The sequence below is a fragment of the Roseomonas indoligenes genome, from assembly GCF_017813365.1.
Lineage (GTDB): Bacteria > Pseudomonadota > Alphaproteobacteria > Acetobacterales > Acetobacteraceae > Roseomonas > Roseomonas indoligenes.
The window spans coordinates 303206-322021 of sequence record NZ_JAGIZA010000003.1 but is presented as its reverse complement, the minus strand read 5'-3'; the positions used below and the strand labels follow the sequence as shown (position 1 = coordinate 322021).

Genomic DNA, 18816 nt, shown 5'->3' with positions numbered 1-18816 from the left:
CACGCTTGACGGCGCTGGCCCCGCGGTTTAAGGGCGCCGCTCCCGGGACACGTCCCGTCCGCCGGTCGGCCATCCCCAGGGTGCCGGCTCCGCCGCTCCGCGAAGGCTCGCGCAGCGGCGCGATCGGTCATGGGCGTGTTCCAAGAATGAGGTCAACCCCGCCCGTATGTTCGAGGCGCTCTCCTCCCGCCTGAACGGCGTCTTCGACAAGCTCCGCCGCCGCGGGTCCCTGTCCGAGGCCGACGTGAACGAGGCCCTGCGCGAGGTCCGCATCGCCCTGCTTGAGGCGGATGTGGCCCTGCCGGTGGCGCGCGACCTCATCAACAAGGTGCGGGAGCGGGCGGTGGGCGCGGAGGTGATCCGCAGCGTCTCGCCCGCCCAGCAGGTCATCAAGATCGTCAACGACGCGTTGGTCGAGGCGCTCGGGGGCGGGGAGGGGACCGAGGCCCCCAATGGCTTCACACCGGGCCTGGACCTGAACGCGCCGTCGCCGGTGCCGATCCTGATGGTCGGGCTCCAGGGCTCGGGCAAGACGACCACCTCCGGCAAGATCGCGCTGCGGCTGCGGACGCGGGAGAAGAAGAAGGTCCTGCTGGCCTCGCTGGACGTGCAGCGTCCGGCGGCGCAGCTCCAGCTGCAGACGCTGGCGAACCAGACCGGCGTGACCAGCCTGCCGATCATCCCCGGCCAGACCCCGCTGGAGATCGCGGCCCGCGCCATGGAGACGGCCCGGCGCGAGCTCTACGACGTCGTGATCCTCGACACCGCCGGCCGCCTGTCGATCGACGACGCGCTGATGGACGAGGTCGCCGCGGTGAAGGCCGCGACGAAGCCGCACCAGACGCTGCTGGTCGTGGACGCCATGACCGGCCAGGACGCGGTGAACACCGCGCGGAACTTCCAGGACCGTGTGGGCGTGAACGGCATCGTCATGACGCGCGTGGACGGCGACGCCCGCGGCGGCGCCGCGCTGTCGATGCGGGCCGTGACGGGCGCGCCGATCCGGCTGCTGGGCGCCGGCGAGAAGCTGGATGCGCTGGAGGACTTCCACCCCTCCCGCATCGCCGGGCGCATCCTCGGCATGGGCGACATCGTGTCGCTCGTGGAGCGCGCGGCGGAGACGATCGATCGCGACGAGGCCGAGAAGCTCGCCGCGAAGATGCAGAAGGGTCAGTTCGACCTGGAGGATTTCGCGTCGCAGCTGAAGCAGGTCGGCAAGATGGGGAACCTTTCGGGGATCCTCGGCATGCTGCCCGGCCTGGGCGCGATGAAGGACAAGATCGCCAACGCGAAGATCGATGACGGGATGATCGGGCGGCAGTCCGCGATCATTTCCTCGATGACGCGCAAGGAGCGGAAGAACCCCGACATCATCAAGGCGTCGCGCAAGAAGCGCATCGCCACGGGTGCCGGTGTCACGGTTCAGGATGTGAACCGGCTGCTGAAGCAGTTCGACGACATGTCCGCGATGATGAAGCGGATGAACAAGCTCGGCCAGAAGGGGTTGATGCGCGGCGGTCTCGGCGCGCTCCTGCCTGGCATGGGGGGCGGCAAGCGCCCCTTCTGAACCACCGTTGGAAACAGACTAAGGATACGATCGATGGGCCTTAAGATCCGCCTCGCGCGCGCCGGTGCCAAGAAGCGCCCCTACTACCACATCGTGGTTGCCGACAGCCGCTCGCCGCGCGACGGCCGCTTCATCGAGCGCCTGGGTTCCTACAACCCGATGCTGCCGTCCGACCACGTCGAGCGCGTGCGCCTCTTCGACGAGCGCATCAAGCACTGGCTGAGCCAGGGCGCCGTGGCGACGGACCGCGTGGCGAAGTTCCTCGGCAAGGCCGAGCTGGCTCCGATGCCCGTGTTCCCGGAGCAGCCGAAGCAGTCCGCGCCGAAGAAGCGCGCCCAGGAGCGTGCCGCCGCGGCCGCTGCTGCGACGAACGCCTGAGGATAACGGCACTCCGCCATGTCCGCGTCGCGTCGCATCCTGGTCGGCGAATTCGGCCGCCCGCACGGGGTGAGGGGGCTGGTTCACCTGCGCTCCCACACCGCGGAGCCGGCCGCCATCGCCGGTTACGGCCCGCTCTCGGATGAGGGCGGGGCGCGACGCTTCGTGCTGAAGTGGCTGGCCGAAGGGCTGGTGCAGGTTGAGGGCGTCACGGACCGCGACGCGGCCGCGAAGCTCACCGGCACGAAGCTCTACGTCGACCGCGACGCGCTGCCCGAGCCCGAGGAGGACGAGTTTTACCTCTCGGACCTGATCGGCCTTCGCGCCGAGACGGAAGCGGGCGAAGTCCTCGGCACGGTCGCCGCGCTCGAGGATTTCGGAGCCGGCAGCGTGCTGACGCTGCGGGACGCGAACGGGCGGGAGACGCTGCTGCCCTTCACCAAGGCTGTCGTGCCGGTGGTGGAGGTGTCGGAGGGCCGCATCGTCATCGTTCCGCCCGGGGAGGTGGAGGTTCCGCCTCAGCCGGGCGAGGCGGAGTCGGTGGACACGCCCCGCCCGCGCCGCCCCTCCATGCGCCGCCGCAGCGGCGGCCGGGACGCGGCATGAGCTGGAACGCGACCGTCCTCACCCTCTTCCCCGGCATGTTCCCGGGCCCGCTCGGCACTTCGCTGGCCGGGCGCGCGATGGAACGCGGCCTTTGGTCGCTGGAGGCGCGCGACATTCGCGACGCCGCCACCGACCGCCACCGCACGGTGGACGACACGCCTTTCGGGGGTGGCGCCGGCATGGTGCTGCGCCCGGACGTGGTGGATGCCGCCATTGCCGCGGCGGTGCCGGAGGGCGATGCGCGGCCGCTGGTGTTCCTGACCCCGCGCGGGGTGCCGCTGCGCCAGTCGCTGGTGCGGCAGCTCGCCGCCGGTCCCGGCGTGGTGGCCCTCTGCGGCCGCTACGAGGGGGTGGACCAGCGCGTGGTCGAGGCGCGCGGGATGATCGAGGTTTCCATCGGCGACTACGTCCTCTCGGGCGGCGAGCTGGCGGCGATGGTGCTCCTCGATGCCTGCGTGCGCCTCATTCCCGGCGTAATGGGGGCGGCCGAGAGCGCGGAGGAGGAGAGCTTCAGCTCCAACCTGCTCGAATATCCCCACTACACCCGCCCCGCCGAGTGGCGCGGCCTGCGCGTGCCGGAGGTTCTCCTCTCCGGCCACCACGCGGAGGTCGCGCGCTGGCGGCGGGAACGATCCGAGGCGGTGACGCGCGAGCGTCGTCCAGACCTCCTCACTGAACAGGGGCGCCCGGGATCCACGGCGGGCGCGCCGTTGCATCCGGCGGCAAGCCCCGCCTAAACGAGACTGGAAAGGACCCTAACGATGAACCTGCTGCAGCAGTTCGAGCACGAGCAGATGACCCGCTTGTCGGGCGCCCGTGCCACCCCCGAGTTCGCCGCCGGCGACACGGTGCGCGTGATGGTGAAGGTGCAGGAAGGCGAGCGCATCCGCACCCAGGCCTATGAGGGCGTGTGCATTGCCCGTTCCAACCGCGGGCTGAACAGCAACTTCACCGTCCGCAAGCTCTCCTACGGCGAGGGCGTGGAGCGCGTGTTCCCGCTCTACTCCCCGAACGTGGCGGAGATCCAGGTGGTGCGCCGCGGCAAGGTTCGCCGCGCGAAGCTGTACTACCTGCGCGGCCGCACGGGTAAGTCCGCCCGCATCCAGGAGGCCACCAGCCCGCGCGTCAAGGCCGCTGCCGGTGCTGCGGCCGCTCCGGCAGCCGAGGCCCCGGCTGCTGCGGGCGATCAGCAGGCGTAAGACGGGAAAGGCCCGCCGGATCATCCGGCGGGCCTTTCTCGAAATGGCGTGAGGAGGGAAGACCGATGTCGGCCACGAAGCCGCGCACCTTGTTCGACAAGATCTGGGATGCCCACGTTGTCGAGACGTCCCCCGACGGGACAGCCCTCCTCTACATCGACCGCCACCTCGTGCACGAGGTGACGAGCCCGCAGGCCTTCGAGGGCCTGCGCACCGCCGGCCGCCCCGTGCACCGGCTGGACGGCACCTTCGCCGTGACCGATCACAACGTGCCGACCGATGCGACCCGCTTCACCGGGATCCAGGAGCCGGAAAGCGCGCTGCAGGTCGCGACGCTGGAGAAGAACGTCGTCGATTTCGGCGTCACCTACATCCCACTGAATGACAAGCGGCAGGGCATCGTCCACATCATCGGGCCTGAGCTGGGCATCTCGCTCCCGGGCATGACGATCGTGTGCGGCGACAGCCACACCTCCACCCACGGCGCCATGGGCGCGCTGGCCTTCGGCATCGGCACTTCCGAGGTGGAGCACGTGCTGGCCACCCAGACGCTGCTGCAGAAGCCCGCGAAGAACATGCGCGTCACGGTGAACGGGGTGCTGCCCTTCGGCTGCACGGCGAAGGACATCGTGCTGGCGATCATCGGCAAGATCGGCACGGCGGGCGGAACCGGCCACGTGATCGAGTATGCCGGCGAGGCGATCCGGGCGCTGGACATGGCCGGCCGCATGACCGTCTGCAACATGTCGATCGAGGCCGGTGCCCGCGCCGGCATGATCGCGCCTGACGAGACGACCTTCGAATATGTCCGCACGCGCCCCATGGCACCGAAGGGCGAGGCGCTGGAGCGTGCGATCTCCTGGTGGAGCACGCTGCCGACCGACGAGGGCGCGCATTTTGACCGGGAGGTCACCCTCGACGCCTCCACGATCGCGCCGATGGTATCCTGGGGCACCTCGCCCGAGGACGTGCTGCCGATCACCGGCACGGTGCCGGACCCTGAGGCGGCGGGTGACGAGGCGCGTCGGGCCCAGTTGCGGCGGATGGTGGATTACATGGGGCTGACGCCCGGCCAGCGCCTGCAGGAGCTGAAGGTGGACGCCGTCTTCGTCGGCTCCTGCACCAATGGCCGCATCGAGGACATCCGTGCCGCCGCCGAGGTGGTGCGCGGCCGCAAGGTCGCCGCGGGCGTGCGCGCGATGGTGGTCCCCGGCTCCGGCCTCGTGAAGGAGCAGGCGGAGCAGGAGGGGCTGGACGTCATCCTGAAGGAAGCGGGCTTCGAGTGGCGGGAGGCCGGGTGCTCCATGTGCCTGGGCATGAACCCCGACAGGATCGGGCCAGGACAGCGCTGCGCCTCCACCTCCAACCGCAACTTCGAGGGGCGGCAGGGCAAGGGCGGGCGCACGCACCTCCTCTCCCCCGCCATGGCGGCCGCGGCGGCTGTCACAGGGCACCTGACCGACGTCCGGGAGCTGGTCTGATGCGGGCATTCACGACGCTGACCGGAGTTGCCGCGCCGCTGCCCATGGCGAACGTGGACACGGACAAGATCATCCCTGCGCGCTTCCTCAAGACTATCGAGCGCAAGGGGCTGGGCCGCGCCGCCTTTGCCGACATGCGCTTCAACGACGACGGCTCCGAGAAGCCGGACTTCGTGCTGAACCAGGAGCCCTACCGCCATGCCGAGGTCCTGATCGCGCACGAGAACTTCGGCTGCGGGTCCTCGCGTGAACACGCGCCCTGGGCGCTGCTGGATTTCGGCATCCGCTGCGTGATCGCGCCGGACTTCGCCGATATCTTCTTCAACAACAGCTTCAAGAACGGCATCCTGCCGATCAAGCTGTCGCGCGAGATCTGCGACACGCTGATGGAGGACGCGAAGATGGGCGCCAATGCCCGGATCAGCGTCGACCTCGCGCGCCAGATCGTCATTCGCCCGAACGGGGAGGAGATCCCCTTCGAGGTCGATCCGCTCCGAAAGCATCGGTTGCTGAACGGCCTGGACGACATCGGCGAGACGATGCAGCGCGCTTCCGCCATCGAGAACTTCGAGAACGGGCAGCGCGCCGCGCAGCCCTGGCTCTACGGCTGAGCTTCAGGAAAGTCCGCATGCCCGCGAACAAGAAGTTGCTGGTGCTGCCGGGTGACGGCATCGGCCCCGAGGTCATGCGCGAGGTGCGCCGCGTGCTGGACTGGCTGGACCGCCGCCGGCACGTGACCTTCGACATCGAGGAGGGCCTGGTCGGAGGTGCCGCCATCGACGCGGAGGGGCATCCCTGCCCGGACACGACGATGGAGAAGGCGCAGCGCGCGGATGCGATCCTCTTCGGTTCCGTGGGCGGCCCCAAATGGGACAGCCTGCCTTTCGAGAACCGTCCGGAACTTGGCATCCTGCGGCTGCGCAAGGATCTCGGCCTCTTCGCGAACCTGCGCCCGGCGATCGTCTGGTCCCCTCTCGCGCAGGCCTCCTCGCTGAAGGCGGACCTTGTGGACGGGCTCGACCTGATGATCGTGCGCGAGAGCACGGGCGGGATCTATTTCGGCGAGCCCCGCGGGATCGAGACGATGGCGAACGGCATGCGCCGCGGCTTCGACACCGAGTCCTACACGGAGGAGGAGATCACGCGCGTCGCGCGCGTGGGCTTCGAGCTGGCGCGCAAGCGCAGCAACCGGCTGACGAGCGTGGAGAAGGCGAACGTCATGCAGTCCGGCCGGTTCTGGCGGGAGATCGTGACGGCGGTGCACAAGGCGGAGTTCGCGGATGTCGAGCTCTCCCACATGTACGCCGACAACTGTGCCATGCAGCTCGCCTCCCGGCCGAAGCAGTTCGACGTCATCCTCGCCAGCAACCTCTTCGGCGACGTGCTCTCGGACCTGGCCGCGGCCGTCACCGGCAGCCTTGGCATGCTGCCCTCGGCGACGCTCGGGGCGCCTGACGCGAGCGGCCGCCGCCACGCCCTCTATGAGCCCATCCACGGCTCCGCGCCGGACATCGCGGGCAAGGGCATCGCCAATCCCTGCGCGCAGATGCTCTCCTTCGCGATGCTACTGCGCTGGTCCTTCGGCATGGATGAGGATGCCCAGCTGATCGAGAAAGCCGTGGAGAAGGTGCTGGCCGGCGGCCTGCGTACCGCGGACATCATGGTGCCCGGCGCGGCCCGCGTCGGCACCAGCGTGATGGGTGAGGCGGTGGTGCGCGAACTCGACAAGATCGCGGCGTGAAAGGGGTTGCGCCTGGGACACCCAGGCGCTATCCCCCGCCGAACGGAGAGCGCCCGTAGCTCAGCTGGATAGAGCACCAGACTACGAATCTGGGGGTCAGGAGTTCGAATCTCTTCGGGCGCGCCATCTCCGCCGCCTAGCCGTTCTTTGTTGTTGCGATGCGCCCGTAGCTCAGCTGGATAGAGCACCAGACTACGAATCTGGGGGTCAGGAGTTCGAATCTCTTCGGGCGCGCCATCTTCCCGCGCCGCACATCGCTGGACCGCTGCGCCATTATGACCCTGGAAGGTGCATGAAGTTCGCCGCCGCGCTGGCTCTCGCCAGCAGCGCGCGCATCGCCGGGTTTTCATCCCCCTTCTCTGCCGTCAGTGCCTCCATCGGGCAGAAGTACTCGTGCGCCTGCGGCATTTGCGTTCGGGCGAAACCCTCGTACTGCCGTGACTTCAGGCCGTAGAGCACGCGCACGTCGCGCACCGGCAGCACCAGCGAATCCACCGGCTCGGTTCGCAGCAGCCGGATCAGGCGCCAGCGCGGCGTCGGGTCGTTCGGCTGGCAAGGGTTCAGGAGCCAGGGGACCGGGCACACGGCCAGTAGAGACGTGGTGGAGGGAGCGAAGCGCGAGCGCTTGTCCAGCAGGTTCTGGAGGCTGGAGCAGGCCTCAATGCACAGGATGTCCGCGTAGGGGTCCGAGGGATCCGGCGAGAAATGCAGCCACAGCCCGTCAGGCAACGTCCGCAGGCGGTTCGTGCCGGGCAGCTTCAGGAAGGGCTGGTTGGCCGTGCGCGCCTCCCCTGGCCGGGCCCGCAGCCAAGTTCCCGGCTGCTTCAAGTTGCTGGGGGTGCCAGGGGGCTTCTGCGGCCACTGACGCAGGCTGCGTCGGACCAGTTCATCGGCCGATGGGGCGAAGCTGGGCCGCGTGCGATCTGCAGTGATCACGGGTGGTTACCCTCAGGTCTACAACTTCGCGTGGAGAAAGCTTTCACGCTCTCGTTATCAAGAGAACAGAGCGGGAATGATGCCTAACTCCTCAACCAGGGGTGAATTAAGTTAACCCAGTTGACTGGCAGCTTAATTTGCGATCGTCCGGTTCACTTGGGCTACTTTCGATATATCTTCATCATGCTGCATGAGTTCTTTGAGCCCGCGTGCGAATAGAGCGGCACTGAAAAGAAAAGACCCGCCTCTCGCGAGGCGGGTCTTCCAGGAAGCGGGCCAGAGCCCCGGTGTTTGGCGGAGTCCTCGGCCGGGGACGGGGGCTCAGCCCCGAGCGGCCACGTCCTTGTAGTCACGGGTCGTTGCGCCCGTGTAGACCTGCCGCGGGCGGCCGATGCGCTGCGCCGGGTCCTCGATCATCTCCTTCCACTGGCTCACCCAGCCCACGGTGCGCGCCACTGCGAAGAGCACCGTGAACATGTGGGTGGGGATGCCCATCGCCTTCAGGATGATGCCGGAATAGAAGTCCACGTTCGGATAAAGCTTGCGGGAAACGAAGTAGTCGTCGCTCAGCGCGATCCGCTCCATCTCCATCGCCATGTCGAGCAGCGGCTCGTCCTTGATGCCGAGCTCCGCGAGCACTTCGTGGCAGGTTTCCTTCATGATCTTCGCGCGCGGGTCGAAGTTCTTGTAGACCCGGTGCCCGAAGCCCATGAGCTTCACGTGGCTGTTCTTGTCCTTCACCTTGCTGATGAAGTCCGGGATGTTCTCCGGGCTGCCGATCTCACCCAGCATCTTCAGCACCGCCTCATTCGCGCCGCCATGGGCGGGGCCCCAGAGCGCCGCGATGCCGGCCGCGATGCAGGCGTATGGGTTGGCGCCGGTGGAGCCGGCCAGACGCACGGTGGAGGTGGAGGCGTTCTGCTCGTGGTCGGCGTGCAGCACGAGGATCCGGTCCATGGCGCGGGCCAGGATCGGGTTCACCTTGTACTCCTCCGCCGGCACGGCGTTCAGCATGTAAAGGAAGTTCTCGGCGTAGCTGAGGTCGTTGCGCGGGTACACGAAGGGCTGGCCGATCGAGTACTTGTAGGCCATGGCAGCGATGGTCGGGATCTTCGCGATCAGGCGGAACGCCGCGACTTCCCGCTGGCGCGGGTCATTGATGTCCAGGCTGTCGTGGTAGAAGGCCGAGAGCGCGCCGACCACGCCGCAGAGGATCGCCATCGGGTGCGCGTCGCGCCGGAAGCCCTGGAAGAAATGGCGGATCTGCTCATGCACCATCGTGTGCGTGGTGATGTTGTGCTGGAACTCCTTGAGTTCCGGCCCCGTCGGCAACTCGCCGTGGAGGAGGAGGTGGCAGACCTCCACGAAGTCGGACCGCTCGGCCAGCTGCTCGATCGGGTAGCCGCGATACAGCAGGATGCCCTGGTCGCCGTCGATGTAGGTGATCTTGCTCTCGCAGGCCGCGGTCATGCCGAAGCCCGGGTCGAAGGTGAAGACCCCGAGGTCGGCGTAGAGCTTGCGGATGTCCGCCACGGCCGGGCCGACGCTCGCTTGCACAAGCGGCGCGCTGGAGGACTTGTTGGTTCCGTCGAGCGTGATCGTGACGGAACCCGAGGTGGTCGGTTCGCTCATGCGCTGGTCCTCGCAGCCGGTGGGGCCGGCCGTATGGTGGAAGCCGGGCCGCCCGGTGCTGCAGCCGCGTGTGCTGCAGTCGCGCCGGCCGGTCCCATCCCCAGGGCCAAACCTTGGGGGATGATGCGGCGCAAGATAGGCCGGTCCGCGCCCTTGTCCATCCACCGGGGCGCGCCGCCGCCGGGCGGAGCGCGCATGGGGGAATAACTTCAGGAATGGACCAGGTCGGACCAGGAAAAGCGATGTAAATATGGGTCGCCGGAGGCGCCTTAGTGGCGCCCGGCCCAGCCCTCGGGCGCGCGGGCGCCGGCGGCCCAGAGGCCGCGCCCGGCGGCCCGGGCTGCGCCTTCCATCCCGGCCAGCCCCTCGTCCTCCGCCAGGGCCCAGCCGGCGGAGACAAGGGCGCCGTTCAGTTCCATGCCCGCCGCATCTGTGCCCGCCAGGGTGGAGCACTGGCCGAGCCCCCGCCCGAAGCGGTCCCGCCCGCGAACGCGGCAGGCCACGCCGCGCCCGCCCAGCAGGCGGGAGAGGGCCTCGGCCGATCCGGCGCCGCAGTCGAATTCCCGCCCGGCGGAATCGCGGCAGGCCTGGCCGCGGGCTGGGGCGTCGAGCCCGCGCAGCCGCACGATGCGATCGGCCAGGCGCAAGGTCTCGCCATCCACCACCCGCACTTCGGCGGGCCCGGCGGCCCAGTCCTGCTCACGCGGGGAGTTGCCGAAGAGCTGGGTGGGACCGCCCAGCCCTATCAGGGTCGCCGTGCCGGCCGCGAGGCCGAGCAGCAGCAACGGCCCGCGCCAGGCGCGGGGGGAGGGGGCAGGGCGGAAGATGCGGCGACGAGGAAGCACTGCAAGCCTGCCTAGCAAGGCCGGGTGCCCCGGCACAAGCCGCCCCGTGCGGCCCGGTATCGCTGGCGGGGTGCTACCCCGCCATCTCCGGCAGATCTTTCGGTTGCAGGAACCGGACGAGCCTCGCGCCAAGCGGGCCGAGTGCGGCCCAGGGCTCCGCCACGGCGAATTCCGCAAGGGAAGCCGTGGGATAGGCCTCAGCCAGCGCCTGTCCGGGGGTCCCCGAATCCGGTGCGGCGAGGTTCAGCGCCAGGTCGTGCAGGCCGGGGTTGTGCGCGATCAGCATCACGCTCCGCACCTCCTCCGGCACCTCTCGCAGGGCGTCCAGCAGCCGGGTCCAAGGGGCGAGGTAGAGATCGTCGGTCGGTTCCACCCTGGGCGGGCCGTCCAGCGTCCCCAGCCCCTCCAGCGTCTGCAGTGTTCGGCGGGAGGAGGAAACGAGCACCAGCTCCGGCCGAAGCCCGAGGGAGCGCATGGCGCCCGCCATGGCCGCCGCGGCGCGACGGCCGCGGGCGTTCAGGGGACGGGCATGGTCCGAGAGGGCGGGGTCATCCCAGGCCGACTTGGCGTGACGCAGCAGCAGCAACTGACGCATGGGCGGCACCCTGCCACAGCCGCCGGGGCTTGTCGCGGGTGGGGCCGTAGCCCTTCGGTCGGGGCTGGGTCCGGATGGATCGGGGTCAGCGCCGGGGCGGGGCGTTCATCAGCCGCCCGGGATCGCGCCCGCCGGTTCCCGTCGGCACGCCGCGCGGCGGCACCGGCTCTTCCCGCGCTGCCGCGCCGGCATAGACGGAGCCTTCCGTCACGCCGACGCTGACGCGCTGGAAGGCCACCTGCGCGGTGCCGACCTGGATCCCGTGCCAGGACACGGCGGCGCGCGAAAGGGCCATGTCGTCCGACATCCGCACGAACCACTGGTCGAAGCCCAGCCGGCGCCGGTCGCCGGAGAGGGTGAGCATGTCCAGCTCGTGCTCCAGGTGGAACGCGTTGCCGGCCACGCGGCCGCGCACGGGCCCGGTGACGTCCGTCGCCTCGCCGATCCAGGCGGCGGAATCGGCCGGGTCGCGCCGCAGCTTCCAGAAGCGTCGGTCCTCGAAGCTGTCCTCGTAATGGAAGATCTCGTCGAAGGTCAGGGTGGTGCCGTCCCAGGCCCCCACGGTCGTCGCGCGGAACCAGCGCTCGATGGCGCCGAGGCGCGTGGTGAAGACGCCGTAGCTCTTGATCTTGCCGGCGAAGAACTCCTCCGGGCGGAAGGGCGGGCCCTTGCCCTCGAAGGTCTCCGGGGAGGTGCCGCAACCCGCGAGGGCTCCGGCCGCGCCGAGGGCGGGAAGGGCGAGGAGGAGCGAGCGGCGGGCGGTCATGGCGGCGGACCATCCCGCAGGATTCCGCGCCTGCCCAGGGGCGCCGGGGCCACAGCGCCGCCCATTCCGCACCCGCCAGGGACAATGCGAGCGGGCGCGGGGGAGTCCCGGCCAGGCCTGTCGCGCGGGGGCCTGTCACGATCTTCTCCTGCGGTCCGTTCACCTCCCCGCTCTCGGGAACTCATTCACGTGCGTGATCGCCGCGATGGCGGGCGCGCGATGGCCGCGAAGGAGGTCGCGGGCCATCTTCCCCATCGAAGCAAGGGCGCTGCCCCGCGCCGCCCCCGGAGATCCCCGCCATGATCGACATCCGCCCCTTCGGCACTCTCGGCCACGCCGACCACGGCTGGCTGAATGCCCGCCACCACTTCGCCTTCGGCGGCTACCGCGACGAGGGGCGGCCGGGCTGGGGCCGGCTGCGCGTTTGGAACGACGACGAGATCGCCCCCGGTACGGGCTTCGACGCCCATCCGCACCGCGACATGGAGATCATCACCTATGTCCGGGAAGGCGCGATCACCCACCGCGACAATCTCGGCAATGAGGGCCGCACCGAAGCGGGGGACGTTCAGGTCATGTCCGCCGGCACCGGCATCGTGCATGCCGAATACAACCTTGAGCCGGTAAAGACGCGCATCTTCCAGATCTGGATCCTGCCCGATCGCCGCAGCCAGGCCCCGCGCTGGGGCGCGAAGGCCTTCCCGAAGGCGGCGCGCGAGGGCGGGTTCGAGGTTCTCGCCTCCGGCCGCGCCGCCGATGCGGGAAGCGATGCACTGCGCCTGAACGCGGACGGCGCGGTGCTGGCCGCCACCCTTTCGCCGGGCCAGAGCGCCACGCTGCGGCTGGACGCGGGGAGGGGGGCCTACCTCGTCCCGGCCAAGGGGCGCGTGACGGTGAACGGGGTCGCGCTCAGCGAGCGCGACGGCGCGGCCATCCGCGACGAGGCGGAGATCACCGTAACCGCGGAGGAGGAGGCGGAGTTGGTGCTGGTTGAGGTGGCGGCTTGAAGAACGGTGGGGGGCGGCGCGGCCGTTCCCCGCTGCCGTCGCGCGCGGTCGACGGCCGTTAGCGCGGGATGAAATCCGTGCCGAACCCCTCCCTTGCCGACACCGAGGATGCGCGAGACAGCGCGCCGCTCATCAGCGCTGGCTTGGCCTATGCCGCCATGCTGCCTCTCCTCGCCGGGGCCGCGGCGGCCTGGCTCCTCCCCGCGCCGTCGGACGCCCTCGCACTGCGGGCGACCCTCACCTGGGCCGGTGCCCTGCTGTGCTTCTTCTCCGGCGTCCGGCGCGGGCTGAGCTTCCGCCAGCCCGGCGGCGCGACGGTGGTGCAGCTGGTCGCGACCCTTCTGTTCTTCAGCCTCGGCATCCTGTCGCTGCTCTCGCCCTGGCCGCTCGCCGCCGCCCTCCTTGCCCTCGCCGGATACGGCATCATGCTGGTGATGGATCCCATCGCCGCCCGGCGCGGCGAGGCGCCTCGCTACTTCGCGCGCCTCCGCCCGGTGCAGTTGCTCCTGGCCCTCGCGGGCGTCGCGGCGCTTCTCCCGAAGCTGCTGGGATAGCGGGCTGGCCTTGACCGGCCACCCCCCTGATCTAGCCTCCACCCGCACCACGGGGCGGAGAGCGGCATGACGCTGGCGATGAGCTGGGATGAGTGGGCGCGCCACGACGCGACGGCCCTGGCCGGGCGCGTCCGCGCCGGCGAGGTAACGCCCGCCGAGTTGGCCGCCCAGACTGCCGCCGGGGTCGCGAAGGTGAACCCCACCCTCTCCGCCGTGGTCGAGCTTTTCGAGGACGCGGTGGCGGACCCGCGCGCGAACGGCACGAACACGGACGGGCCTTTCGCCGGCGTGCCCTATCTGATGAAGGATCTCGGCCCCACGCTGAAGGGGCGGTTGCAGGAGATGGGCTCCCTTCTCATGCGCGGAAACCGGGCGCCCGCCGACAGCTTCCTGGCCGGGAAGATCCGCGCCGCCGGGCTCAACATCATCGGGCGCAGCACCACGCCGGAATTCGGCTGCTGCTCCTCTGCCGAGAACCCGGCCGTCTATGTCACGCGCAATCCCTGGGACACCGGCTACACCACGAACGGATCCTCGGCCGGCACCGCCGCCGCCGTCTCGGCCGGGGTGCTGCCCATTTCCCACGCGACGGATGGCGGCGGTTCCATCCGCATCCCCGCCGGTGCGACGGGAAATATCGGGCTCAAGCCGTCGCGCGGCGTCTTCTCCATCGCGCCCTATGCCTCCGACCTGACGGGGCTCGTCTCTATCCAGGGCTGCCACACCCGCACGGTGCGCGACACCGCCGCTTTCGTGGACGCCTGCCGCGGCGGCGCGCCCGGCGAGTTCATGCCCTATTGGACCGCGCCCGAATCCTATGCGGACCTCGTCCGCCGAGACCCGCCGCGACTCCGGATCGCCCTTTCGCATGAATGGGGCGACTACCGCGCGGTGCCGCACTTCGTGGCGGAGCTGGAGCGCGCGGGGCGGCTGCTGGAATCCCTCGGCCACGAGGTGGACTGGGCGGTGCCGGAGGTGGATTTCCGGGCCGCCTTCGCCGCGCAGACCACCTGCTACATCAGCAACTTCGCGCAGACCGTGAACAACCTAGTCGGTGCACTCGGCCTGGAACGCCCGCCCGCCGACCTCGTGGAGCCCGTCAACATCCGCATCTGGGAGGCGGGGCTGCACACTTCCTACACGGAGCGGGCGCGGATGCAGGCGGTGTTCAACGCCACCTCCCGCGCGTTCGGGACCTTCCTCGAGGAGTGGGACATCATCCTCACCCCGATCACCGCCCTGCCCACGCCGGTGATCGGCACCACCGAGTACCTGACCGTCAGCGACAACCCTGACGTCCAGGACTGGTTCGCCAATCTCTGGCGCAACTTCGCCTATACGCCGCTTTCGAACCTCTGCGGCATCCCCGCGATCTCGCTGCCGCTGGGCTGGCAGGAGAGCGGGCTGCCGCTGGGCATCCAGGCGCAGACGCGGCAGGCGGGGGACGGGCTGCTGCTGCAGCTCGCGGCGCAGGTGGAGCGTGCGATCGGGGGGAAGTGGAATGACGGGCGCCGGCCGGGGGTCCATGTAGCCCAGGGCTGATTTGCTACTGGCGGGCGTCCCCTTGCACCGCCGCAGAAACGAACATGGCATGGGAGGCGATACGCTCGATTCGCCCACTTCCCTTTCTCGCCCTGCTGGCCGGCTGCGCCCAGCAACCCTATTCAGCGCCCGAAATCGCGGCGCGGATGCCAGAGCTCGTCTATGACGAGCGTCGCCAGGGCGGCGGCGACCCTACACCTGATTTCCTCGTCCGTTACGCCTCGCCCAGTGGCAATCGCACGGCTCTCTACCTTACCCCCGACCCCGCCCTGGCCGGGTTTTCGAATGGTGCCCCCGAGGACGTCCTCCGGCCGCATCTGCAGCGCGCGAACCGCGCCCTCGGCACCGAGCTGCTGCGCCGGGGGGAGGTGCCCGGCCTCGCCCGTGTCAGGGCACGCTCACGCCTACCCGGTTCGGAGACCACCTGCATCATCGCGCCCGTCTCCGAACCGCCATCCCTGGAGGCTATCTGCCTCGCGATCGTCTCGGGGCAGGCTGCCCGGGCGTGGATCACCGTCGGCGGCATCCGCGGCAGCGGCCGCGACCGGACCATCTACGCCGCGCACATGGCGGTGCGCCTGTTCGGGTATCTCAGCCGCGCCGCGCCCCAGCGTCCGGCAGCAGGGGATGTTCGGGCGACGCCTGCCCAGGACTCCGGCCAGATCTTTCCTGAGCGCGAAGCGCCTCCCGACCCGGCTCTTGAGGCCGCGCCGGATCGGCCGGGGCGCTGACCCGAGCCTTTCCGGCCCGCCTGCGCCGACCGCAAACGCACGGACCCCTGACCCAGTGAGCAGGCTCTCGGCGTCCGAGCCGTGCCGGTCGGCCGATCTGCTTCAGCCCGCCTTCCGCAACGGCGGCGCCAGCACCTCCGCCGGGATCGGGCTGACATAGGGCTTCCCGCCCCGCCGCTGCGCCAGTTCCGCCTTCGCCCGTGCCAGAAGTTCTGGGTCGCGGAACCCGTCCAGCGCGGTGGCGGCCATCACCTTCGCCGCCTGCACCATGCCCTTGTGCGCGTGGGCCGATTGCCCCTGCGCCACGGCCTGCCAGGTGTGGAAGGGCGTGCCCACCGCCCAGCAGGCGCCCCAGGCCTGCACCGTCGGCACGATCTGCGAGACGTCGCCCACATCGGTTGAGCCGGCCTGGGTGATCGGGGTGCCGTCGAAGGGCAGCACGCCGTCATGCAGGGCCTCGCCTTCCAGCGCCGCATCCGCCCCGAAGCTCGCCACCTCGGAGGCGATATCCTCCGCGCTGAGGGAGCGGCGGATCTCGGCGGCGAAGCGCTGGTCCGCCTCGTCATAGGCTGGCGCGCCGAGCGACTGGAAGTTTCCGTGCAGCACCGTCTCCAGCGTGCGGTTCTGCGCCACCTCGGAGCAGGCCTTGTCTATCTCGAAGGACCACTTGGTGCCCGTCATGATCGCGGCACCTTCCGCGCAGGCCTTCACCCGCTCGAACAGCGCCGCCGCCTCGGTCACCTTCGGGGCGCGGATGAGGTAGAGCACCTCCGCCTCGGCCTGCACCACGTTGGGGGAGACACCGCCGGAGTTGGTGATGGCGTAGTGCACCCGCGCCTCCTGCGGCATGTGTTCCCGCAGGTAGTTCACGCCGACATTCATCAGCTCCACCGCGTCCAGCGCGGAGCGGCCGAGATGCGGGGAACCGGCCGCGTGCGCGGCCTTGCCCTTGAAGCGAAAATAGACCTGGTAGTTCGCGAGATTGCGGATCGACATGACCGCGTTGAAGGCGCCGGGGTGCCAGGTGACGGCGGCGTCCAGCCCGTCGAACGCGCCTTCCCGCGCCATGAAGGTCTTGCCCGATCCGCCCTCCTCGCCAGGGCAGCCGTAGTAGCGCACGCGGCCCTTCATCCCGGACTCGCGCAGCGCGTCACGGGCGGAGACGGCGGCCAGCATCGCCCCCGCGCCCAGCAGGTTGTGCCCGCAGCCATGCCCGTTGCCGCCCGCCTCCAGCGGCCGCTGCTCGGCCACCCCCGGCTCCTGCGAGAGCCCGGCCAGGGCGTCGAATTCGCCGAGGAAGCCGATCAAGGGGCCACCGTCGCCGCTCTCGGCCATGAAGGCGGTGGGGATTCCCGCGACGTTGCGCGTCACCCGGAACCCCTCCGCCTCCAGCAGCGCGATCTGGGCCTCGACGGAGCGCGTTTCGGCGAAGCGCAGCTCCGGCATCTCCCAGATCCGGTCGGACAGTTCGGTGAAGGCCGGCGCCTTGGCTTCAACGGCGTCGGACAGGCGGTCGAGGGCGATGGGGTCGTTCTTCATCCCCTCCCTCTACGCCCGCCCGCCGTCTCAGCCCAGATCGATGACGAGCTTGCCGAAGTTCTTTCCGGCCAGCAGGCCCATGAAGGCCTCCGGCGCGTTCTCCAGGCCCTTCACCACGTCCTCGCGGTACTTCAGAGACCCGTCCTTCACCAGGCGGGACCCGATCCGCCGCCACTCCACGAAGGCGCGGGGGTGGTCGCTCACGATGAAGCCGCGGAGGCTGAGCTTCTTGCGGTTGATCTGCCCGAGATTCGGGCCGGGCGCCGGCTCCTTGTCCTCGTACTCGGCGATGGAGCCGCAGAAGGCCATGCGGCCGAACTCGTTCATCAGCGGCCAGGCCGCCTTCTGCACGGCGCCGCCGACATTCTCGAAATAACCGTCGATGCCGTCCGGGCAGGCCTCCGCCAGCAGCTCCGGGAAGTCCGGCGCCTTGTGGTCCACGCAGGCGTCGAAGCCCAGCTCGCCCGTCACGAAGGCGCATTTCTCCGGCCCGCCGGCGATGCCGACCACCCGCGCACCCATCCGCTTCGCGATCTGCCCGGCCACCCCGCCCACGGCGCCGGAGGCGGCCGTGACGACATAGGTCTCGCCGGGCTTGGGCGGCGACATCTCCGTCACGCCCACCCAGGCGGTGGTGCCGGGCATGCCGAGCACGCCGAGCGCGGTGGTCAGCGGCGCCGCCTCGGGGTTCAGCTTCCGCAGCCCGGCCACGGGCACGCAGCAGAAGCGCTGCCACCCGGAGCCGCCGAGCACGATGTCGCCGGGCCTGAAGGTGCCCGTCGGGTCCTCCACCACCTCCGCCACGGTCTGGCCGACCATGACCCCGCCGATCTCCACCGGCGCGGCATAGGACTTCCGGGCGCTCATCCGCCCGCGCATGTAGGGATCGAGGGAGAGATAGCGGTTCCGCAGCAGCGCCTCGCCGGGCCGGGGGGAGGGGAGGCCCTCCTCCTTCACCTCGAAGTGCTCGGGGCCCACCTTCCCCTCGGGGCGGGCGCGAAGAAGGACGCGAAGGTTGGTCTCGGCCATCGGGCGGTCTCCTGTTCGCAGCCAGAGTTGGGCCGCGCCCCCGCCCGGACAACCCGGTTCCGCCGGCCATCCCCCTGGCGCACCCCGCCCGGGCGATCTACAGCCCCGCCATGACCGCCCACGAACAGCCATGCGGGTGATCGGCCTCGCCGGCTGGAGCGGGGCCGGCAAGACCACCCTGCTCGCCGCCCTGATCCCCTGGCTGAAGGGCAGGGGCCTGACCGTCTCCACGATCAAGCACGCCCATCATGCCTTCGACGTGGACAAGCCCGGCAAGGACAGCCACACGCACCGCCAGGCCGGCGCCTCCCAGGTGCTGGTCGCCTCCGCAAACCGCTGGGCGCTGATGACGGAGCTGCGCGGGGCGCCGGAGCCCTCCCTGGCGGAGCTGCTGGCCCATCTGGACCCGGTGGACCTCGTGATCGTGGAGGGGTTCAAGCGCGACCCCATTCCGAAGATCGAGGTCCATCGCGCCGCCAACGCCAAACCCTGGCTGCATCTCGAGGATCCGGCGATCCGCGCCGTGGCCGCCGATATCCCGCCTTCCGGCAGCCTGCCGCACGCCGCGCTGGACGATATCGCCGCGGTCGGCAACCTGATTCTGGCCCACGCCATGCCCTGGCCCCTCCCAGCCGCGTGAGCCCCCTGGAACGGGCGGCGCTGCGGCG

Annotated in this window: 20 protein-coding genes and 2 tRNA genes; 15 read left to right on the top strand and 7 right to left on the bottom strand. The window is 70.1% G+C overall.

Annotation, left to right across the window (positions count from 1 at the left end):
* Positions 1-166: 166 nt before the first annotated feature.
* The 10 genes from ffh to J5Y10_RS06580 all read left to right on the top strand — a co-directional run bounded on the left by ffh (position 167) and on the right by J5Y10_RS06580 (position 7209).
* The gene (ffh, locus tag J5Y10_RS06625) at positions 167-1567 is read left to right on the top strand and encodes a signal recognition particle protein (RefSeq protein ID WP_209372006.1); all 1401 of its coding nucleotides are present in this window, start codon (positions 167-169) and stop codon (positions 1565-1567) included.
* Positions 1568-1600: 33 nt separating this feature from the next.
* Entirely contained in the window at positions 1601-1945 is a 345-nt protein-coding gene (rpsP, locus tag J5Y10_RS06620; RefSeq protein WP_209372004.1) for a 30S ribosomal protein S16, read from the top strand.
* Between the two features lie 18 nt (positions 1946-1963).
* A complete protein-coding gene (gene rimM / locus J5Y10_RS06615) occupies positions 1964-2551 on the top strand; it encodes a ribosome maturation factor RimM (protein ID WP_209372002.1) in 588 nt (195 codons plus the stop codon).
* The gene (trmD, locus tag J5Y10_RS06610) at positions 2548-3288 is read left to right on the top strand and encodes a tRNA (guanosine(37)-N1)-methyltransferase TrmD (protein ID WP_209372000.1); all 741 of its coding nucleotides are present in this window, start codon (positions 2548-2550) and stop codon (positions 3286-3288) included. Before rimM ends, trmD begins: the two co-directional genes overlap by 4 nt.
* A gap of 24 nt (positions 3289-3312) precedes the next feature.
* Positions 3313-3750 (top strand): 50S ribosomal protein L19, encoded by a 438-nt coding sequence (gene rplS, locus J5Y10_RS06605; RefSeq protein ID WP_209371998.1) that lies wholly within the window; start codon positions 3313-3315, stop codon positions 3748-3750.
* Between the two features lie 65 nt (positions 3751-3815).
* The gene (gene leuC / locus J5Y10_RS06600) at positions 3816-5231 is read left to right on the top strand and encodes a 3-isopropylmalate dehydratase large subunit (protein ID WP_209371996.1); all 1416 of its coding nucleotides are present in this window, start codon (positions 3816-3818) and stop codon (positions 5229-5231) included.
* Positions 5231-5842: a 3-isopropylmalate dehydratase small subunit gene (leuD, locus tag J5Y10_RS06595; RefSeq protein WP_209371994.1), complete on the top strand. Its 612-nt coding sequence runs from the start codon at positions 5231-5233 to the stop codon at positions 5840-5842. The genes leuC and leuD overlap by 1 nt, the downstream gene beginning before the upstream one ends.
* Positions 5843-5859: 17 nt before the next feature.
* Complete coding sequence (gene leuB / locus J5Y10_RS06590; RefSeq protein ID WP_209371992.1) at positions 5860-6972, top strand: 3-isopropylmalate dehydrogenase; 1113 nt, start codon at positions 5860-5862, stop codon at positions 6970-6972.
* Positions 6973-7021: 49 nt separating this feature from the next.
* Positions 7022-7098 (top strand) — tRNA-Arg (locus tag J5Y10_RS06585).
* A gap of 34 nt (positions 7099-7132) precedes the next feature.
* Positions 7133-7209: transfer RNA gene (locus J5Y10_RS06580), tRNA-Arg, on the top strand.
* 36 nt (positions 7210-7245) lie between these two features.
* Here J5Y10_RS06580 and J5Y10_RS06575 read toward each other — a convergent pair.
* The 5 genes from J5Y10_RS06575 to J5Y10_RS06555 form a co-directional block, all read right to left on the bottom strand.
* A complete protein-coding gene (locus J5Y10_RS06575; protein WP_245214366.1) occupies positions 7246-7800 on the bottom strand; it encodes a hypothetical protein in 555 nt (184 codons plus the stop codon).
* Positions 7801-8229: 429 nt separating this feature from the next.
* Positions 8230-9540 carry a citrate synthase gene (gltA, locus tag J5Y10_RS06570; RefSeq protein ID WP_209371990.1) on the bottom strand — a complete coding sequence of 437 codons (1311 nt, stop codon included), beginning with the start codon at positions 9538-9540 and terminating at the stop codon, positions 8230-8232.
* Positions 9541-9809: 269 nt separating this feature from the next.
* Positions 9810-10385 (bottom strand): thermonuclease family protein, encoded by a 576-nt coding sequence (locus tag J5Y10_RS06565; RefSeq protein WP_209371988.1) that lies wholly within the window; start codon positions 10383-10385, stop codon positions 9810-9812.
* Between the two features lie 73 nt (positions 10386-10458).
* Positions 10459-10980, bottom strand: a complete 522-nt coding sequence (locus tag J5Y10_RS06560; RefSeq protein WP_209371986.1) for a SixA phosphatase family protein — start codon at positions 10978-10980, stop codon at positions 10459-10461.
* A gap of 85 nt (positions 10981-11065) precedes the next feature.
* Entirely contained in the window at positions 11066-11746 is a 681-nt protein-coding gene (locus J5Y10_RS06555) for a DUF3833 family protein (protein ID WP_209371985.1), read from the bottom strand.
* Positions 11747-12045: 299 nt separating this feature from the next.
* On the opposite strand from J5Y10_RS06555, the gene J5Y10_RS06550 reads away from it, so the two are divergent.
* The 4 genes from J5Y10_RS06550 (at position 12046) to J5Y10_RS06535 (ending at position 15580) form a co-directional block, all read left to right on the top strand.
* Positions 12046-12753 carry a pirin family protein gene (locus J5Y10_RS06550; RefSeq protein WP_209371984.1) on the top strand — a complete coding sequence of 236 codons (708 nt, stop codon included), beginning with the start codon at positions 12046-12048 and terminating at the stop codon, positions 12751-12753.
* A gap of 77 nt (positions 12754-12830) precedes the next feature.
* Positions 12831-13307: a DUF3429 domain-containing protein gene (locus J5Y10_RS06545; protein ID WP_209371983.1), complete on the top strand. Its 477-nt coding sequence runs from the start codon at positions 12831-12833 to the stop codon at positions 13305-13307.
* Positions 13308-13373: 66 nt separating this feature from the next.
* Entirely contained in the window at positions 13374-14849 is a 1476-nt protein-coding gene (locus tag J5Y10_RS06540) for an amidase (RefSeq protein WP_209371982.1), read from the top strand.
* Positions 14850-14893: 44 nt separating this feature from the next.
* Entirely contained in the window at positions 14894-15580 is a 687-nt protein-coding gene (locus J5Y10_RS06535) for a hypothetical protein (protein ID WP_209371981.1), read from the top strand.
* A gap of 102 nt (positions 15581-15682) precedes the next feature.
* Here the strand turns inward: J5Y10_RS06535 and J5Y10_RS06530 are convergent, their stop codons facing one another.
* Complete coding sequence (locus J5Y10_RS06530; protein ID WP_209371980.1) at positions 15683-17119, bottom strand: M20 family metallopeptidase; 1437 nt, start codon at positions 17117-17119, stop codon at positions 15683-15685.
* Between the two features lie 27 nt (positions 17120-17146).
* A complete protein-coding gene (locus tag J5Y10_RS28370; RefSeq protein WP_209371979.1) occupies positions 17147-18148 on the bottom strand; it encodes an NADP-dependent oxidoreductase in 1002 nt (333 codons plus the stop codon).
* 130 nt (positions 18149-18278) lie between these two features.
* Here J5Y10_RS28370 and mobB point away from each other — a divergent pair, with 130 nt between their 5' ends.
* Positions 18279-18788 (top strand): molybdopterin-guanine dinucleotide biosynthesis protein B, encoded by a 510-nt coding sequence (gene mobB, locus J5Y10_RS06520; RefSeq protein WP_209371977.1) that lies wholly within the window; start codon positions 18279-18281, stop codon positions 18786-18788.
* Positions 18789-18816 lie beyond the last annotated feature (28 nt).

Bases quoted from the DNA above. Each gene is read 5' to 3' on its own strand.
- J5Y10_RS06555 (WP_209371985.1), bottom strand. From the start codon at position 11,746: ATGACCGCCCGCCGCTCGCTCCTCCTCGCCCTTCCCGCCCTCGGCGCG.
- J5Y10_RS06540 (WP_209371982.1), top strand. From the start codon at position 13,374: ATGACGCTGGCGATGAGCTGGGATGAGTGGGCGCGCCACGACGCGACG.
- rpsP (WP_209372004.1), top strand. From the start codon at position 1,601: ATGGGCCTTAAGATCCGCCTCGCGCGCGCCGGTGCCAAGAAGCGCCCC.
- rimM (WP_209372002.1), top strand. From the start codon at position 1,964: ATGTCCGCGTCGCGTCGCATCCTGGTCGGCGAATTCGGCCGCCCGCAC.
- trmD (WP_209372000.1), top strand. From the start codon at position 2,548: ATGAGCTGGAACGCGACCGTCCTCACCCTCTTCCCCGGCATGTTCCCG.
- leuD (WP_209371994.1), top strand. From the start codon at position 5,231: ATGCGGGCATTCACGACGCTGACCGGAGTTGCCGCGCCGCTGCCCATG.
- gltA (WP_209371990.1), bottom strand. From the start codon at position 9,540: ATGAGCGAACCGACCACCTCGGGTTCCGTCACGATCACGCTCGACGGA.
- leuC (WP_209371996.1), top strand. From the start codon at position 3,816: ATGTCGGCCACGAAGCCGCGCACCTTGTTCGACAAGATCTGGGATGCC.
- J5Y10_RS28370 (WP_209371979.1), bottom strand. From the start codon at position 18,148: ATGGCCGAGACCAACCTTCGCGTCCTTCTTCGCGCCCGCCCCGAGGGG.
- mobB (WP_209371977.1), top strand. From the start codon at position 18,279: ATGCGGGTGATCGGCCTCGCCGGCTGGAGCGGGGCCGGCAAGACCACC.
- J5Y10_RS06560 (WP_209371986.1), bottom strand. From the start codon at position 10,980: ATGCGTCAGTTGCTGCTGCTGCGTCACGCCAAGTCGGCCTGGGATGAC.
- J5Y10_RS06535 (WP_209371981.1), top strand. From the start codon at position 14,894: ATGGCATGGGAGGCGATACGCTCGATTCGCCCACTTCCCTTTCTCGCC.
- leuB (WP_209371992.1), top strand. From the start codon at position 5,860: ATGCCCGCGAACAAGAAGTTGCTGGTGCTGCCGGGTGACGGCATCGGC.
- J5Y10_RS06550 (WP_209371984.1), top strand. From the start codon at position 12,046: ATGATCGACATCCGCCCCTTCGGCACTCTCGGCCACGCCGACCACGGC.
- J5Y10_RS06530 (WP_209371980.1), bottom strand. From the start codon at position 17,119: ATGAAGAACGACCCCATCGCCCTCGACCGCCTGTCCGACGCCGTTGAA.
- ffh (WP_209372006.1), top strand. From the start codon at position 167: ATGTTCGAGGCGCTCTCCTCCCGCCTGAACGGCGTCTTCGACAAGCTC.
- rplS (WP_209371998.1), top strand. From the start codon at position 3,313: ATGAACCTGCTGCAGCAGTTCGAGCACGAGCAGATGACCCGCTTGTCG.